Origin of the sequence: Actinomycetospora flava, assembly GCF_037400335.1 — a bacterium.
Classification (GTDB): Bacteria; Actinomycetota; Actinomycetes; order Mycobacteriales; family Pseudonocardiaceae; genus Actinomycetospora; species Actinomycetospora flava.
In genome coordinates this window covers 109356-125746 of the sequence record NZ_JBBEGM010000011.1, presented here as the reverse complement: position 1 = coordinate 125746, position 16391 = coordinate 109356, and the positions used below count along the sequence as shown (strand labels likewise).

Below are 16391 nucleotides of genomic sequence, written 5' to 3'. Positions count from 1 at the left end.
TCGCGGCCCTTCATTCGGGAGCCTGTCCCGGCGCGATGAGCTCCGAGCGCGTGCGGCGCAGCACGCCCGCCTCGACGCCGTAGTACGACATCGCGGACAGCGGCGGCGAGTAGGCGTGGACGCTGACCGCGGTCTCGACGTTGCGGTTCGACACGTCGTGCACGTGCCCGAGACCGAACGCGACGGAGCGGCCCGGGTCGAGCGCGCGGCGGCGCAGGCCCGGCCCGCGGGCGGGCAGCTCCTCGGCGGGGCAGTTGCTGTCGTCCTCGGAGCCCGCGGTCCAGCGCCACTCGGTCAGCGAGCCGCGCACGACGGTGAGCGCGCCGATCGAGCCGCCGTGGTCGTGGAGCTCGGCGGCCTGGTCGGTGGCCCAGGAGATCAGCCAGACGTCGAGGTGGTCGTCGGCGTGCAGGCGCCGCGACCAGCGGTGCGCCGGGTCGACCTCGACGGTGTGGCGGCCGGCGTCGACCTCCGCGGCCACCTCGCGGGTGAGCGCGAGGAGGTCGGCGAGGCTCGCCGGGGTCGGGCCGTCCTGCCAGCGCCGCAGGTCGGGGCGGCGCGAGCGGGGGCGGGTGAAGGTGTCGGAACGGGCGGTGCGGTCGTGCGCGGGGTGGTCGACCAGGGCGGTCACGGAACTCGTCCTCCGGGGGTGCGGGCGTCCGCGCACCCACGCCACCGGCGGTCTTCAGCCGATCACAGGAGGGAGGTGCGGTGCGCGGGCGAGGGGACGTCACGGCCGGACGGCACGTGACTTCGACTCGTCAGGCCCGGCAACACCGCTGGTCGAACAGGTGCGCACGACGGCTCTCCCAGAGGGGGCCGAGGAGGAAGTGCTGCACGGGCACATTTGACCACGGCGCCGGGGGTTCGTCACGTGCGGGTCCCGATCCGGATCACCGCGTCGGGCGGGGTGTCGGTGGGCGGTCCTAATCTGGAGGGGATCGGCCACCACCACACCCGGCCACCACACCCGGAGGACACCACGGAGCGCACCCCTGCGCCGGCACGCCGCGAGCGCGGCTGGGTCCGGCGTCTCGCCCGCGACTGCTGGCGCCGCCCGGCGCTGACGGTCGCCGCCCTCACCGCCTCCGTGTTCGGCGTCAGCCTCGAGGCCGTCGGCCCCCTGCTCATCGGCACGGCGGTCGACCGCGCCGTCGCGGGGTCCACCGCGGGGCTCGGCTGGCTGGTCGCCGCCATGGCCGGCATCGCGGTGGTCCGCTTCGGCGCGGCCTTCCTGCGCCGCTACCTGGGCGGACGGCTGTCGCTGGGGGTGCAGCACGACCTGCGGCGCCGCGTGTTCGGCTCCGTCTCGCGCCTCGACGGCCCGAAGCAGGACGCGCTGCGCACCGGTCAGGTCGTCTCGCGGGCGAACTCCGACCTGCAGCAGGTCCAGGGGCTGCTCGGCATGGTGCCGCTGGTCGCGGGCACGCTCGGCCAGCTCGTCGTGTCGGTCGCGATCATGATGTTCCTGTCGCCGCTGCTCACGGCCGTCTCGCTGGTCGTGCTGCCGCTCGGCGCCGTGTTCACCGCCCGCCTGCGCCGCCGGCTGTACCCGGCGACGTGGTCGGCGCAGCAGCGCGCGGCGGAGGTCGCGCAGCACGTCGAGGAGACGGTCACCGGGGTCCGGGTGGTCAAGGGCTTCGGGCAGGAGACGCGCGAGGTCGGCCGGCTGCGCGAGGCCGCGCGGAAGCTCTACGCCGAGCGCCTGCGCGCCGCGTGGCTCAACGCCCGGCTGACGCCCACGCTGACGGCCCTGCCGACGGTCGGGCAGCTCGTCGTGTTCGCGCTCGGCGGCGCCCTGGCGGTCGACGGGTCGATCTCGCTGGGCGTGTTCATCGCGTTCACCTCGTACATCGCCGCCCTGGTCGGGCCGGCGCGCCTGGTCGCGGGGCTGGTCGTCATGGGCCAGCTCGCCCGCGCGAGCGTGGAGCGCGTCTACGAGCTCGTCGACTCCCAGCCCGAGATCGTCGACGCCCCGGGCGCCCGCGTCGTCCCCGACGGCCCGCTGGGCGTGCGCCTCGACGACGTGCGCTTCGGCTACGCGCGCAGCGAGCCGGTGCTCGACGGCCTCTCGCTCGACATCACCCCGGGCGAGACGGTCGCGCTGGTCGGCACCGCGGGCTCGGGCAAGTCGACGGTGGCCCTGCTCGCGCCCCGGTTCTACGACGTGCAGGAGGGTTCGCTGCGCATCGGCCCGCCCGGCGACCTCGCCGACGTGCGCGAGCTGCGGCTGGACTCCCTGCGCCACGCGGTCGGCGTGGTGTTCGAGGAGGCGTTCCTCTTCTCCGACACCGTGCGCGCCAACATCGCCTACGGCTTCCCGGACGCCACCGAGGAACAAATCCGCGCGGCCGCCGTCGCCGCGCAGGCCGACGCGTTCATCACCGCGCTGCCCGAGGGCTACGACACCCGCGTCGGCGAGCGCGGGCTCACGCTCTCCGGCGGCCAGCGCCAGCGCGTCGCCCTGGCCCGCGCCCTGCTCTACGACCCCCGGGTGCTCGTCCTCGACGACGCCACGTCGGCGGTCGACGCGAGCACCGAGGCGGCGATCGGCGAGACGCTGCGGGCGGTCACCGCGCAGCGCACCACCATCGTCATCGCCCACCGGCGCTCCACGCTCGCCCTCGCCGACCGCATCGCCGTCCTCGACGGCGGCCGGGTCGTCGACGTCGGTACCCGCACCGAGCTCGAGGGCCGGTGCCGGCTCTTCCGCGAGCTGCTCGCCGGCCCGCAGGACCGCATCGACGAGACCGGGCGGATCGACGAGAACGGGCGGGCGCCGGACGGGTCGGCCGAGGTCACCCCGGGTCTGACCCGCTCGCTGTGGCCCGACGACCCCGCGCCCGACCGGCCGCTGCCCGCGCCGGAGCCGGTGGCCGTCGCGGCCGGGTCGGACGCGCTCGCGGGCGGGATCAACGGCGGGGCGTCGCCGGAGATGCGCGCGCAGCTCGACCGCCTGCCGCCCGCCGGCGAGGCGCCGCGCCTCTACGGCGAGGACCCGACGGCGCCCGACCCCGCGTTCCGCCTCGGCCGGCTGCTGCGCCCGGTGCGCTGGGCGCTGCTGCTCGCGGTGGTGCTCCTCGGGCTCGACGCGGCGGCCACCGTCGCGTTCCCGTCGCTGGCGCGCCTCGCGGTCGACGGCGGCATCCAGGCCCGCTCGCTGGACGTCCTGTGGCTCGCGGTGGGGCTCGGCGTGATCGTGGTCGCCGTCGACTGGTTCGTGGTCGCCGCCCAGACCGTGCTCACCGCGCGCATCGGTGAGGGCCGGCTCTACCTGCTGCGCACCCGCAGCTTCGCCCACCTGCAGCGGCTCGGCCTCGACTTCTACGAGCGCGAGCTCGGCGGCCGGATCATGACGCGGATGACCACGGACGTCGACGCGCTGTCGACGTTTCTGCAGACCGGGCTCGCCCAGGCCTTCGTCGCCCTGCTGACGATCCTCGGGGTGGCCGTCGCGCTGCTGGTCACCGACGTCGAGCTGGCGCTGGTCGCGCTCGCGGTGATGCCCGTGCTGGTGATCGCCACGGTGATCTTCCGCCGCATGTCGTCGGTCGCGTACGCCGAGGCGCGCGAGCGGGTCAGCGTCGTCAACGCCGACCTGCAGGAGAACGTCGCCGGACTGCGGGTCGCGCAGGCCCACACCCACGAGGAGCTCTCGGCGGCCACGTTCGCCGACAACAGCGACGCCTACCGCCGGGCGCGGCTGCGCGCCCAGCGCCTCATCGCGACGTACTTCCCGTTCGCGGCGATGCTCTCCGACCTCGCGCAGGCCGCCGTGCTCGGCGTCGGCGCCGCCCGGGTGGCCACCGGCGGCCTGTCCCCCGGCGTCCTCGCCGCGTTCCTGCTCTACCTCGCGATGTTCTTCGGGCCGGTCCAGCAGCTCTCGCAGGTGTTCGACGGCTACCAGCAGGCCCGCGTCGGTCTCACGCGCATCGGCGAGCTGCTGCGCACGCCGACCTCGGTGCCCGCCCCGGAGCACCCCGTGGTGCTCGACGATCTGCGTGGCGAGGTCGAGCTGCGCGACGTCGGCTTCTCCTACGCCGGCGCGGAGACCCCGGCGCTCGCCGACTTCTCGCTGCACGTGCCGGCGGGGCGCACGGTGGCGCTGGTCGGGGCGACGGGCGCGGGCAAGTCGACGGTGGTCAAGCTCGTCGCCCGGTTCTACGACGCCTCGTCGGGCGCCGTGCTCATCGACGGCGTCGACGTGCGCGACCACGACCTGCCGAGCCTGCACCGGCGCCTGGGTGTCGTGCCGCAGGAGGCGCACCTGTTCGTGGGCGACGTCGCCACCAACATCGCCTACGGCGACCCGGACGCCACGCCCGCGCGCGTCGAGCAGGCCGCGCGCGACGTCGGGGCGCTCGAGATGATCGCCTCGCTGCCCGGGGGCTTCCGCCAGCCCGTGGGCGAGCGCGGCGGCGGCCTGTCCGCAGGGCAGCGCCAGCTCGTGGCGCTCGCCCGCGCCGAGCTCGTGGACCCCCGGTTGCTCCTGCTCGACGAGGCCACCGCCGCCCTCGACCCCGCCACCGAGGGCGCGGTGCTGGCCGCCGGCGAGCGGCTCGCCGCGCCGCGCACCACGTTCGTCGTCGCCCACCGGCTCGGCACCGCCGCGCGCGCCGACCACATCGTCGTCATCGACGGCGGCCGGATCCTCGAGGAGGGCACGCACGCGGAGCTGCTCGCGAGCGACGGCGCCTACGCGCGGCTCTGGCGCGCCGGGGCCGGGACGGTCGACGACGCGGTCGGCGAGGGCGGGCTCACCGACCCGGACGACGACCTCGCCCGCGCCGGCTGAGCACAGCTTTCGGGCGGTAGGGGGCGAGCGGTTCGATCTGGTGCGCAATCGCCCGTTTCCCGAACCGACGGGCACCGGGTGCACGGAAAGCAGGCACAGGTCGGCGACGACGCCGGCCCTCGCCAGAGAGGCCTTTCCGTGAGCATTCGCCGCAGGCTCGCCGCCGCTGTCGTCACCGGCGCGGCGGCACTGACCCTCGCCGGGCTCGGCGCCGGCACCGCTGCCGCCGCCGACCCGATCGCCACCATCCCCGACCTGACCGGCCAGTCGTCCTCGGTGCGCCTCGACTCCGGCTTCACCGACGCGCTCGGCCAGCTGCAGGTCACGCCCGGCACGATCGGCGACGCGACGCTGGAGAACGGCAGCGTCAGCTTCCCGATCACCGGCGGCAACGTCACCGTCTACCGGCCGGGCGACGCCAACCCGTACGTCCAGGGCCGCATCGAGCACGACGGCAGCGGGCTGAGCCTGACGAAGGGCGACACGAAGGTCGAGCTGACCGACTTCGTCATCGACCCGGGCAACCCCGCCACGCTCAGCGGCAAGGTCAGCGCGGGCGGCCAGACGCTCGCCGAGTCCGCCGTGCTGTTCGACCTGGACGGCTCGACGCTGCAGCCCATCACGACCGACGCCGCCGCGGGCACGGCGACCCTGACCGGCACCACGGTCCGTCTGTCGTCCGGCGCCGCCGACGCCCTGAACCAGGCCTTCGGCACCGACGCGATCCAGGGCGGGCTGACCATCGGCGTCGCCACGATCGTCGTCAACCTGCCCGGTCAGATGCCGGCCATGCCGGCGGGCGGGGTGGAGACCGGTGGCGGGTCCACGAGCGGTCCCGACGCCGGGCTGGTCGTCGCCGGCGTCGCGGCCCTGATGGTCGCGGGCGGGGTCGGTCTCGCCGCGCGCCGTCGCGGTGCGCGCCGGAACTGACGGCACTCCACCCCGGTTACTGGCTGGTGTCGCTCGCTGAGCGAGCGATACCAGCCAGTAATCGCCAGCCCCCTGATCCCTGATCCGACCCCGCCCCGAGGAGCACGCCGTGACCGAGCCCGGACCCCGCAGGACGCTCGCGGTCGTCGCCGGCCTGCTCGCGGTGCTCGGTCTGGTCCTCGTGGGGATCGGGGCGACCGGCACCACCGCCCCGCCCGCACCGGCGGCGGCCGCTGCTGCGGCGAGCACACCGACCCCGACCGCCGGGCCGACGGCGGCCGCCGGCCCCCGCCAGGAGCCCTCGACCGGGCCCCGGCCGGTGGCGCTGGACATCCCGGCGATCGGCGTCACCGGACCGGTCAACGAGGTCGGCCTGCAGCCCGACGGCACGCTCGAGGTGCCGGCGCCGGGCCCGCGCTACGACCAGGCCGCCTGGTACCGGGGCTCGCCGACACCCGGGCGCGTCGGGCCCGCGGTGATCCTGGGCCACGTCGACTCCGCCGCGAACGGCCCGTCGGTGTTCTACCGCCTCGGCGAGCTCCGTCCGGGCGAGCGGATCACCGTGACCCTCGCCGACCGCTCCACGCGGACGTTCGCGGTCGACGAGGTGCGCTCGGTTCCCAAGGACGCGTTCCCCCGGTTCGAGGTCTACGGCGACACCGCCGGCCCCGAACTGCGGCTGATCACCTGCGGCGGCACCTTCGACGACGCGGCCCGCTCGTACCGCGACAACACGGTGGTCTTCGCCCGGCTGGTCAGCTGACGCGCGTCGCGTGCACCACGAGGTTGTCGGTGTAGCTGCGCTCGCCGCGGTCGAAGTCGCCCGCGCAGGTCACGAGGCGCAGCACGTCGGTCGCCGTCGCCCCGAAGACCGCGAACGTCGGGAACACGTCCTTGGCGACCTGTTCGGTGCGCTCGACCGCGTAGCGCGCCACGGATCCGTCGGAGCGGCCGACCTCGACGACGTCGCCGGGCCGCAGGTCGCGCAGGCGGAAGAAGACGGCCGGGCCGCGGCGCGAGTCGACGTGCCCGAGCAGCACCGTGGGCCCGCGCCCGGCCGGGATCGCGACGTCGGCCGGCGTGGCGCCGCGGCGCCACGCCGACAGCGTCCGGTCGAACCACCCGACGCGCGCGAAGTCCTGCGGCACCTCGGCGGTGCCGTCGGGCGCCACGCCGAGGGACAGGACCTCCCGCTCGTCGACCCCGATGGCGGGGACGCGCAGCGACACCGGCACGACGCCGGCCGCGGCGGGCCGCTCGCCGGAGGACACGGCCGCGCGGCCGGGACCGTCCGGCGTGCCGGCACAGCCGGCGAGCAGCAGGACGATCCCGGCCAGCACGAGCGCGAGACGCATCGTCAGGAACGGCTGGCGCGGCGGCGCAGCGCGAACGCCCCCGCGGCGGCGGCCGCGACGAGGGCCCCGGCGCCGAGGGCGGCGGGAGCGGTCTCGTCCGAGCCGCCGGCGCCGGTCTCGACACCGCCCATCGGCACGGGCATCAGCTGACCGCGCACGGCGCCGGCGGTGTAGTCGGCGGTGTGGGTGTCACCGAAGAACGCGGAGGGGTTCTCCTCGATCTGGCGCACCGTGAAGCCCGTACCGGTGTCCTGGCCGTTCGCCATCACGCCGGTCGTGAACGGCCCCTGCAGGCAGCCCGAGCTGGTCCGGGTGTCGCCCTCGCCCTCCGGGTTCGGGAACGCGATGCGCGGCGGGCCCGCGGCGCCCTCGGCGGCCTCGTGGATGTGCGTCGCGGTGCGCGCCGGGCTCTGGTACTCGCCGGTGATGCCGTTCAGCGTGAGGTCGTAGCAGATCACGTCCTCGTCGCTGTTGATCCGGTAGTTGAACGTGCCGGTGGCGCCGGGCTGCCCGGGCGCGGGCTGGCCGTTGTTCCCGATCACGGTGTCGGGGGTCGCCATGACGGTGAACATGCTGGTGAAGCTGTCCGGCTCGTCGACCGGGGTGTCGGCCAGCGCGGTGCCGCCGCTGAACAGGACCGCGCCGGCGGTCAGGACGGAGAGGGCGGCGAGCTTCGGGAGTGCACGGCGCACGAGGGGCCTCCTGGTGGGCGGGATGTCCGGATCGCCCGTCTCTACGGAGCCCTCCGCCGCCGCGTTCACCGCAGCGCCGGAAATGTCTGAACGGATCCGGCGCCCCCGCCGTACCCACGACCGTGACCCGCGCCGCCCCCGTGCCCGTCGTGCCGGCCGCGGGGCACGTCACGGGGCGGTCACACGGTGACGCGCAGAATGCTCCGATCGGCAGACCGCGCAGGGAGGAACGGGTGAGCGACGCCGCGGGCACGGCGCGCGCGCCCGTGAACCTGCGCCGCATCGAGGACCTCGAGGCGGCCTACCGCGACCACGCCGGCGAGCTCGAGCGGTTCGCCCTGCGCCAGCTGCGCGATCCCGGGGCCGCGGCCGACGTGGTCCAGGAGGTGTTCGTGCGCGCCTGGCGCCACGCCGAGCGCTACGACGCCGCCGTCGCGAGCCTGCGCGTGTGGCTGTTCACGATCGCGAAGAACGTCGTGGTCGACCACGTCCGCCACCACCGCAGCCGCCCGGGGACGCCGACCGCGCCGGGCGACCTGCCCCCGGCCTCCGAGCGGGACTTCAGCGACGACCTCGTGACGTCGTGGTTCGTCGAGGAGGCGTTGACCAGGCTCGGCGACGACCAGCGCAGCGCCATCGTCGAGACCTACGTGCGCGGGCGGCCCTACGCGGAGGTCGCCGCGGAGCAGGGCGTGCCCGTCGGCACGCTGCGCAGCAGGGTCTTCTACGGGCTCAAGAACCTGCGGCACATCATGGACGACATGGGAGTACCGCTGTGACCAGAACTCCCGACGGCCATCCCGACGGCCCCGCCCACGACGCCCTCCGCGAGCAGCTCGGCGCCCACGCGCTCGGGCAGCTGGGCGACGACGAGCGCGCCGCGGTGGACGCGCACCTGGCGGGCTGCGCGTCCTGCCGCGCCGAGCTCGCCGAGATCGCCCCGCTGGCCGGGCCGCTCGCCCGCGTCGACCCGGACGCCGCTCCCTCCCCGTCGGTCCCGCCGGGCGACTTCGCCGCCGTACTGGGCCGCCTGCGGGAGGAGGACGCGCCGGTGACGCCGCTGCCGACCCACCGGCGCCGCCGCGTCCCGCTGCTCGGGGCCGCGGCCGCGGCGGCGGTGATCGGGCTCGCCGGCGTGGGCGTCGGCGTCGCCGCGAGCACGGCGGGCGAGCCGCCGGTCGAACCGGCCGCCGTGCAGGCCCTCGACCCGGGCATCCGCGCCGACGCCGGCACGATCGACCACACCTGGGGCGTCGAGGTGGTGCTCACCGCCTCCGGGTTCGCCGAGGGGCAGCGCTACGAGGTCACCGTCCTCGACCGGGCCGGGCGGCCCGTGCCCGCGGGCGCCTTCCGCGGCACGGGCGCGGCGGAGATGGTCTGCCGGCTGAACTCCTCGGTGCTGCGCGAGCAGGCCGGCGGGTTCGTCGTCACCGACGCCGACGGCGACGAGGTCCTGCGCTCGCGATTCGCGTGACGTGCGGCACCCTGCGTGTCCGTGAAGTGGCCCTGTGGCACCGATCGGGGGCCGAGCCGCCGCATGGACCGGTGCAGTAGCCGACAGGGCACCGACCCCGGGAGGTGTCAAGCGCTAATCTGGACACGCTCCCGACGCCACCGCGACGACTGATTGAGGCGATTTCGAGTCGTGTCGAGTAGTAGCCCGACCGCCCAGTTCGGACCCAACGAGTGGCTGGTCGACGAGATGTACCAGCGCTACCTGGCCGACCCCAACTCCGTCGACGCCGCGTGGCACGACTTCTTCGCCGACTACAGCCCCGACACCGCGCCCGACGAGGCCGGGGCGCACGCGAGCGCCGGCAACGCGGCGAACGGCACGCTCTCCGCCGAGACCGCCGAGCCCCGCTCGTCGTCGTCCAACGGCGAGGCCCGCGCGGACGCCGCGCCCGCCGAGCGCCCCGCCACGGAGCGCCCCGCCGCGGAGCGCACCGAGCAGAGCACCCAGCAGGCCCCCCAGCAGCAGGCCTCCCCGGAGGCTCCGAGCGAGAAGGCCCCGGTGACGAGCGCGCCCACCCAGTCGACCGGCACCTCCACCGGCACCGACTCGACGAGCAAGCCGGCCGCGGGCACCACGAGCCCGGCCAAGTCGGCGCAGCCCGGTGCCGGCAACGGTGCGGTCGAGACCACGAAGCCGCTGCGCGGGGCGCAGAACGCGATCGCCAAGAACATGACGGCGTCGCTGCAGCTGCCGACGGCGACGAGCGTGCGCGCCGTGCCGGCGAAGCTGCTGGCCGACAACCGCATCGTGATCAACAATCACCTGCGGCGCACGCGCGGCGGGAAGGTGTCGTTCACCCACCTGCTCGGCTACGCGATGGTGCGCGCCCTCGCGGACTTCCCGAACATGAACCGGCACTTCGGCGAGGACGAGAAGGGCAAGCCCGCCGTCGTCGACCCCGGTCACGTCAACCTCGGCCTGGCGATGGACCTGCCGGGCAAGGACGGGTCGCGCTCGCTGGTCGTGGTGGCCCTCAAGGGCACCGAGAACATGAGCTTCGCCCAGTTCTGGGCGGCCTACGAGGACATGGTGCGCAAGGCCCGCACGGGCTCGCTCACCACGGAGGACTTCTCCGGCGTCACGATCTCGCTGACCAACCCGGGCACGATCGGCACCAACCACTCGGTGCCGCGCCTGACCGTCGGCCAGGGCACGATCGTCGGCGTCGGCGCCATGGAGTACCCCGCCGAGTTCCAGGGGGCGAGCGAGGAGAAGCTCGCCGACATGGGCATCAGCAAGATCATCACGCTGACGTCCACGTACGACCACCGGATCATCCAGGGCGCCGAGTCCGGCGACTTCCTGCGCCGCATCCACCACCTCGTGCTCGGCGAGGACGGGTTCTACGACGACATCTTCGCGTCGCTGCGGATCCCCTACGAGCCGATCCGCTGGCGCCAGGACCTGCCGTCGTCGCAGATCGACCGCACCGCGCGGATCATCGAGCTGATCGACGCGTACCGGACGCGCGGCCACCTCATGGCCGACACCGACCCGCTGTCGCACCCCCAGCGCAAGCACCCCGACCTCGACATCGCGTCGCACGGCCTGACGCTCTGGGACCTCGACCGCGAGTTCCCCGTCGACGGCTTCGGCGGGCGCGACTGCATGAAGCTGCGCGACGTCCTCGGCGTCCTGCGCGACTCGTACTGCCGCACCATCGGCATCGAGTACATGCACATCCTCGACCCCGAGAAGCGCGCCTGGCTGCAGGAGCGCATCGAGCGCCCGCACGAGAAGGTGCCGGTCGCCGAGCAGAAGTACATCCTCTCGAAGCTCAACGCGGCCGAGGCGTTCGAGGCGTTCCTGCAGACCAAGTACGTCGGGCAGAAGCGCTTCTCGCTCGAGGGCGCCGAGACCGTCATCCCGCTGCTCGACGCCGTGCTCGACACGGCCGCCGCGCACGAGATGGACGAGGTCGTCGTCGGCATGCCCCACCGCGGGCGGCTCAACGTGCTGGCGAACATCGTCGGCAAGCCCGTCTCGCAGATCTTCCGCGAGTTCGAGGGCAACCTCGACCCGGGCCAGGCGCACGGATCCGGCGACGTGAAGTACCACCTCGGCGCCGAGGGCAAGTTCTTCCGCATGTTCGGCGACGGCGAGACCACGGTGTCGCTGACGTCGAACCCCTCGCACCTCGAGGCCGTCGACCCCGTGATGCAGGGCATCGTGCGGGCCAAGCAGGACATGCTCGACAAGGGCCCGGAGGGCTTCACCGTCCTGCCGGTCGCGCTGCACGGCGACGCCGCGTTCGCCGGCCAGGGCGTGGTGGCCGAGACGCTGAACCTGGCGCTGCTGCGCGGCTACCGCACCGGCGGCACCGTGCACGTGATCGTCAACAACCAGGTCGGCTTCACCACCGCGCCCGAGCACACCCGCTCGACGCACTACTGCACCGACGTGGCGAAGATGATCGACGCCCCGGTCTTCCACGTGAACGGCGACGACCCGGAGGCCTGCGTCTGGGTGGCGCGGCTGGCTGTCGAGTTCCGCGAGCGCTGGAACTCCGACGTCGTGATCGACATGATCTGCTACCGCCGACGCGGCCACAACGAGGGCGACGACCCCTCGATGACCCAGCCGGAGATGTACGACGTCATCGACGCCAAGCGCTCGGTGCGCAAGACCTACACCGAGTCGCTGATCGGCCGCGGCGACATCTCGCTCGACGAGGCCGAGCACGCGCTGCGCGACTACGGCAGCCAGCTCGAGCACGTGTTCAACGAGGTCCGCGAGCTCGAGAAGGCCGACCCCGAGCCGAGCCCGTCGGTCGAGTACGAGCAGGCCGTCCCGAACTCGCTGCAGACGGCGGTGCCGCTGGACGTCATCCAGCGGATCGCCCGGGCGCACACCGACCTGCCCGAGGGCTTCGCGGTGCACCCGCGCGTCAAGCCCGTCCTCGAGCGGCGCGCCAAGGCCGCGGCCACCGGCTCCGAGGAAGGCATCGACTGGGCCTACGCCGAGCTGCTGGCCTGGGGCTCGCTGCTCATCGACGGCAAGCTCGTGCGCCTGTCGGGGCAGGACTCCCGGCGCGGGACGTTCGTGCAGCGCCACTCGGTGGTCATCGACCGCCACGACGGCTCGGAGTACGTGCCGCTGCGCAACCTGACCGCCGACCAGGGCCGCTTCATGCCCTACGACTCGGCGCTCTCGGAGTTCGCGGCCGTGGGCTTCGAGTACGGCTACTCGGTGGCCAACCACGAGGCGCTGGTGCTGTGGGAGGCGCAGTTCGGCGACTTCGTCAACGGCGCCCAGTCGATCATCGACGAGTTCATCTCGTCCGGTGAGGCCAAGTGGGGCCAGACCTCCGACGTCGTGCTGCTCCTGCCGCACGGCCACGAGGGCCAGGGCCCCGACCACACCTCGGGACGCATCGAGCGGTTCCTGCAGCTGTGCGCCGAGGGGTCGATGACGGTCGCGCTGCCGTCGAGCCCGGCGAACTACTTCCACCTGCTGCGCCGCCACGCCACCGACGGCGTGCGCCGCCCGCTGGTCGTCTTCACGCCGAAGTCGATGCTGCGCAACAAGGCGGCGGTGAGCCCGGTGGAGGAGTTCACCTCGGGGGGCTACCGGCCGATCCTCGACGACCCCGCCTTCGCCTCCGGCGGCACGGACGGCGTGACGCGCGTGCTGCTCTGCGCCGGCAAGATCTACTACGAGCTGGTCGCCGCTCGCGAGAAGGCGGGCCGCACGGACGACACCGCGATCGTGCGGATGGAGCAGCTCTACCCGCTCGCCACCGAGGAGCTCACCGCCGTCCTCGACCGGTACCCGAACGCGGCCGACGTCCGCTGGGTGCAGGAGGAGCCAGCGAACCAGGGCGCCTGGCCGTTCCTGGGCCTGTGGCTCCCGGAGCGGATGAACGGCCGCCTGCCCCACCTCAAGCGCGTCTCCCGGCGCCGCATGGCCGCCCCGGCGGCCGGTGTCGCCAAGGTGCACGAGGTGGAGCAGAAGGCGCTCATCGCCGAGGCGCTGGCCGACTAGTGGCTACGGACTAGCGGTCATGTACTTCACCGACCGTGGGATCGAGGAGCTCGAGGACCGGCGGGGCGAGGAGGAGGTCAGCCTGGCGTGGCTGGCCGACCGCCTCCGCGCCTTCGTCGACGCCCACCCCGAGCACGCCGGCGCCGCCGACCGGTTCGCGACGTTCCTCGCGCGCGACGACGCCGACGACGAGTAGGGCCACGGGCGGGCGTCAGTCCAGCCCGAACTCGCGCATCTTGCGATAGAGGGTCGTGCGCCCGATGCCGAGGGCCCGGGCCGCGCGGCTGCGGTTGCCGCCTGCGGTGCGCAACGCACCGAGGACGGCGTCGCGCTCGGCCCGCTCGAGCAGGCCCGCCGACCGGCGCCGGGCGCGGAGCTCGTCGGGCAGGTCAGCGGGCTCGACGAGGCCGCCGCCCGCCCGGCGCGCCAGGCCGACGACGGTCGTCCGGAGCTCGGCGACCCCGCCGGGCCAGTGCCAGCCGGCCAGGAGATCCCAGGCGGCGGGCGCGAGCCGGGTCCCCCGGTCGGGCTCCGGGAGGTCGGCGAGCATCGAGCGCACGAGCGCCGGCAGGTGCTCGCGGCTCTGGGCCGGCGTCGGGAGCCGGACGGCGGTGGCGAGCCGGCGGACCGTGCCGAGGGACGCGTCGTCCACGCGGTCGGCGTCGTAGGTGATCACGACGGGCGGGTCCGCCGCGGCGAGCGCGGCGAGCGCCGGGAGCTCGTCGGGCACCACGGCGTGGGCCCGCAGCACGAGCACGCCGCGCCCCGCCGCGACGGCCGCGCGTGCGGTCGGCGCCCAGTCGCCGTCCCGGCTCGGGTCGACGACCACCGGGTCGCGGGCGCCCCGGAACCGCAGGACGCGCAGGCCGGTGTGCCGCCGCCCGGTGCCGTCGCCGCCGGTCAGCACGACCCGCTCGCCGAGCCGCAATGCCTGGCGGATGCGCCGGTCGACGTCGGGGACGTGGTGCAGCGGCGCACCGGCGCGGTCGCGCGCGGCGTCGGCGCCGCCCGTGTCCGGCGTGGCCCGCTCGGGGAGCAGACGCACGCTGAACGCCGTCCTCCCCCGGTCGCGGATGGGCTCGACCACGGCCTCGCGGGGACCGTCGGGCAGGGGGACGATCATCCGCCGCGTCCGGTCCGGGCCGCGGTCGGCGAGGAAGCGCCAGAGCAGCGGGTGCAGGTCGGGCCCGCCGTGCACGAGCCCCTGCCGGTTCGCGAGCACCGTGTCCTCGTCCACCACGAACGCGCCCTCACCGGTGCCGCCGACCGCGAGGTAGGAGCTGACGAGCCGGCGGCGCCGCTCCCCCGCCTCGTCGAGCAGGCGCTCCTCGATCTGGCGCCCGATGTCGGCGGTCATCGCGGTCATCAGCGGGTGCACGTCCCGCACCGCGCAGGCCAACGAGAACGAGCCGGCCACCCGACCCGTGTACGGCTCGAAGACCGGGGTGCCGGCGCAGGTCAGGTCCTCGAAGCGCGGGTTGTAGTGCTCGGGGCCGCGCACGAGCACCGGGCGCCGCTCGACGAGCACCGTGCCGAGACCGTTCGTGCCGACCGCGCGTTCGGAGAGGTCGAAGCCCTCGGCGGCGCTCGCACGGTCCATCGCCGTGCGCTGCCGCCGCTCGTCGGCGTGGCGCACCACGATCCGGCCGGTCGCGTCGGAGAGCACCATCGCGACCGCCACGTCGGCGAAGCTGACCCGCAGCCGGTCCAGCACCGGGGCCGCGGCCCGCGACAGCGCCGCCGACACGTCGTCGGGCTCGCGGTAGGGGAGGTGCTCCGGCGCGACCGGCACGCCCTCGCCCACGCACCGCCGCCAGCTCGTCTCGATCAGCGACGGCACGCCCGCGTGCCCCGGCGGCGCACCGAGGACACCCCGGTCGACCAGGGCCTCGCGGCTGCGCCGCGTGCGCACCAGCTCGACCGACGACAGGGTCGGTCGGTGGCGGGATTCGTCTCGACGCATCGTCGCCTCGCACGTCCGGGCGGGTCCGCCGCCCGACGCAGACCCCACTCCACAGTGCCCCACGTCACACGGAGACGCCAGATCGTCACGGCCGGTTCGTGGTCCACGCGGTGTTCCGGATCGGAACACCCCGGGCCGCCGGACGGCCGGGAAGGGTCGCGTCAGATCACGGAGCGAGGAGGCCGCCATGACGGACACGACAGCGACGACGGCGACGACGGCGTCCGCCGGGTCGGGGGCCTCGGGGGCGTCCGCCGAGTCGGACGCCCTGCGCGCGCTCTACGCCGACTGGACCGCGATCATCTCCACGACGCCCGACCTGACGACGCGCCTCTTCCGCAGCATCTTCGACGAGTGGCACCAGCCGACCCGCGAGCCGGAGGACGTCACCTACGCCGAGGAGACCGTCGGCGGGGTGCCGGGCATCTGGACCCTGCCGGTCGGCGCGGACCGCACCCAGGTCCTCGTCTACACCCACGGCGGCGGGTTCGCCGTGGGCTCGGCCGCCAGCCACCGCAAGCTCGCCGGCCACGTCGCGAAGGCGCTCGGTGTCACGGCGTTCGTCCTGGACTACCGGCGCGCCCCCGAGCACCCCCACCCGGCGCAGGTCGAGGACGGCGTGGCCGTCGTCGACGCCCTCGTGGACCGGGGTGTGCGCCCGGAGGACATCACGACGATCGGCGACTCCGCCGGCGGCAACCTCGCCGTGGCGATCCCGCTCGCCCTGCGCGAGCGGGGGCGTCCGCTGCCGGGCCGGGTGATCGCGTTCTCCCCGTGGCTGGACATGGAGAACACCGGCGAGAGCCTCGTGACCAACGCGGCCACCGACGCGCTCGTCACCGTGCCCCTGCTCGAGAGCATGATCGCCGGCGTCCTGGCGGAGGGGCGCATCCACCCGCGGACGCCGCTGGCGAACCCGCTGCACGCGGACCTCGCCGGCCTCCCGCGGCTCTACGTCAACGCCGGCGACGCGGAGACCCTGCGCGACGACGCCGTCCGCCTGGCCGCGCGCGCCGAGGCCGCGGGGGTCGACGTGACCCTCTCGGTCGTCGACGACATGCAGCACGTCTTCCCGTTCCTCGCCGGGGCCGCGCCCGAGGCCGACGACGAGATCGCCGCGATCGCGGCCTGGTACCGCCGAGCCTGAGGAGCCCGT

At 74.7% G+C, this 16391-nt stretch carries 12 protein-coding genes; 8 read left to right on the top strand and 4 right to left on the bottom strand.

Features of this window, described 5'->3' with window-relative positions; translation table 11 throughout:
• Nucleotides 1–10: 10 nt before the first annotated feature.
• A complete protein-coding gene (locus WCD58_RS23970; RefSeq protein ID WP_337705599.1) occupies nt 11–631 on the bottom strand; it encodes a cysteine dioxygenase in 621 nt (206 codons plus the stop codon).
• Between the two features lie 432 nt (nt 632–1063).
• Between WCD58_RS23970 and WCD58_RS23965 the strand changes: the two genes are divergently transcribed.
• The 3 genes from WCD58_RS23965 (at nt 1064) to WCD58_RS23955 (ending at nt 6488) form a co-directional block, all read left to right on the top strand.
• Complete coding sequence (locus WCD58_RS23965) at nt 1064–4795, top strand: ABC transporter ATP-binding protein (protein WP_337705736.1); 3732 nt, start codon at nt 1064–1066, stop codon at nt 4793–4795.
• A gap of 138 nt (nt 4796–4933) precedes the next feature.
• Entirely contained in the window at nt 4934–5725 is a 792-nt protein-coding gene (locus WCD58_RS23960) for a hypothetical protein (protein WP_337705598.1), read from the top strand.
• Between the two features lie 109 nt (nt 5726–5834).
• Complete coding sequence (locus WCD58_RS23955; RefSeq protein ID WP_337705597.1) at nt 5835–6488, top strand: class F sortase; 654 nt, start codon at nt 5835–5837, stop codon at nt 6486–6488.
• On the opposite strand, the gene WCD58_RS23950 is transcribed toward WCD58_RS23955, so the two are convergent.
• Nucleotides 6481–7080, bottom strand: a complete 600-nt coding sequence (locus WCD58_RS23950) for a class F sortase (protein WP_337705596.1) — start codon at nt 7078–7080, stop codon at nt 6481–6483. The genes WCD58_RS23955 and WCD58_RS23950 overlap by 8 nt on opposite strands.
• Before the next feature lie 2 nt (nt 7081–7082).
• Nucleotides 7083–7772 carry a CHRD domain-containing protein gene (locus WCD58_RS23945; RefSeq protein WP_337705595.1) on the bottom strand — a complete coding sequence of 230 codons (690 nt, stop codon included), beginning with the start codon at nt 7770–7772 and terminating at the stop codon, nt 7083–7085.
• Nucleotides 7773–8005: 233 nt separating this feature from the next.
• Between WCD58_RS23945 and WCD58_RS23940 the strand changes: the two genes are divergently transcribed.
• The 4 genes from WCD58_RS23940 (at nt 8006) to WCD58_RS23925 (ending at nt 13468) form a co-directional block, all read left to right on the top strand.
• On the top strand, nt 8006–8551 hold the full coding sequence (locus WCD58_RS23940; protein WP_337705594.1) for a sigma-70 family RNA polymerase sigma factor: 546 nt from the start codon (nt 8006–8008) through the stop codon (nt 8549–8551).
• A complete protein-coding gene (locus WCD58_RS23935; protein ID WP_337705593.1) occupies nt 8548–9246 on the top strand; it encodes a zf-HC2 domain-containing protein in 699 nt (232 codons plus the stop codon). The genes WCD58_RS23940 and WCD58_RS23935 overlap by 4 nt, the downstream gene beginning before the upstream one ends.
• A 228-nt stretch (nt 9247–9474) precedes the next feature.
• Nucleotides 9475–13272, top strand: coding sequence for a multifunctional oxoglutarate decarboxylase/oxoglutarate dehydrogenase thiamine pyrophosphate-binding subunit/dihydrolipoyllysine-residue succinyltransferase subunit (locus WCD58_RS23930; protein ID WP_444876326.1), 3798 nt, complete (start codon nt 9475–9477; stop codon nt 13270–13272).
• Between the two features lie 19 nt (nt 13273–13291).
• Nucleotides 13292–13468, top strand: a complete 177-nt coding sequence (locus WCD58_RS23925) for a DUF6104 family protein (protein ID WP_337705591.1) — start codon at nt 13292–13294, stop codon at nt 13466–13468.
• A 15-nt stretch (nt 13469–13483) separates the two neighbouring features.
• On the opposite strand, the gene WCD58_RS23920 is transcribed toward WCD58_RS23925, so the two are convergent.
• Nucleotides 13484–15235 carry a sigma-54-dependent Fis family transcriptional regulator gene (locus WCD58_RS23920; protein WP_337705590.1) on the bottom strand — a complete coding sequence of 584 codons (1752 nt, stop codon included), beginning with the start codon at nt 15233–15235 and terminating at the stop codon, nt 13484–13486.
• A gap of 187 nt (nt 15236–15422) precedes the next feature.
• Between WCD58_RS23920 and WCD58_RS23915 the strand changes: the two genes are divergently transcribed.
• Nucleotides 15423–16382: an alpha/beta hydrolase gene (locus tag WCD58_RS23915; RefSeq protein WP_337705589.1), complete on the top strand. Its 960-nt coding sequence runs from the start codon at nt 15423–15425 to the stop codon at nt 16380–16382.
• Nucleotides 16383–16391 lie beyond the last annotated feature (9 nt).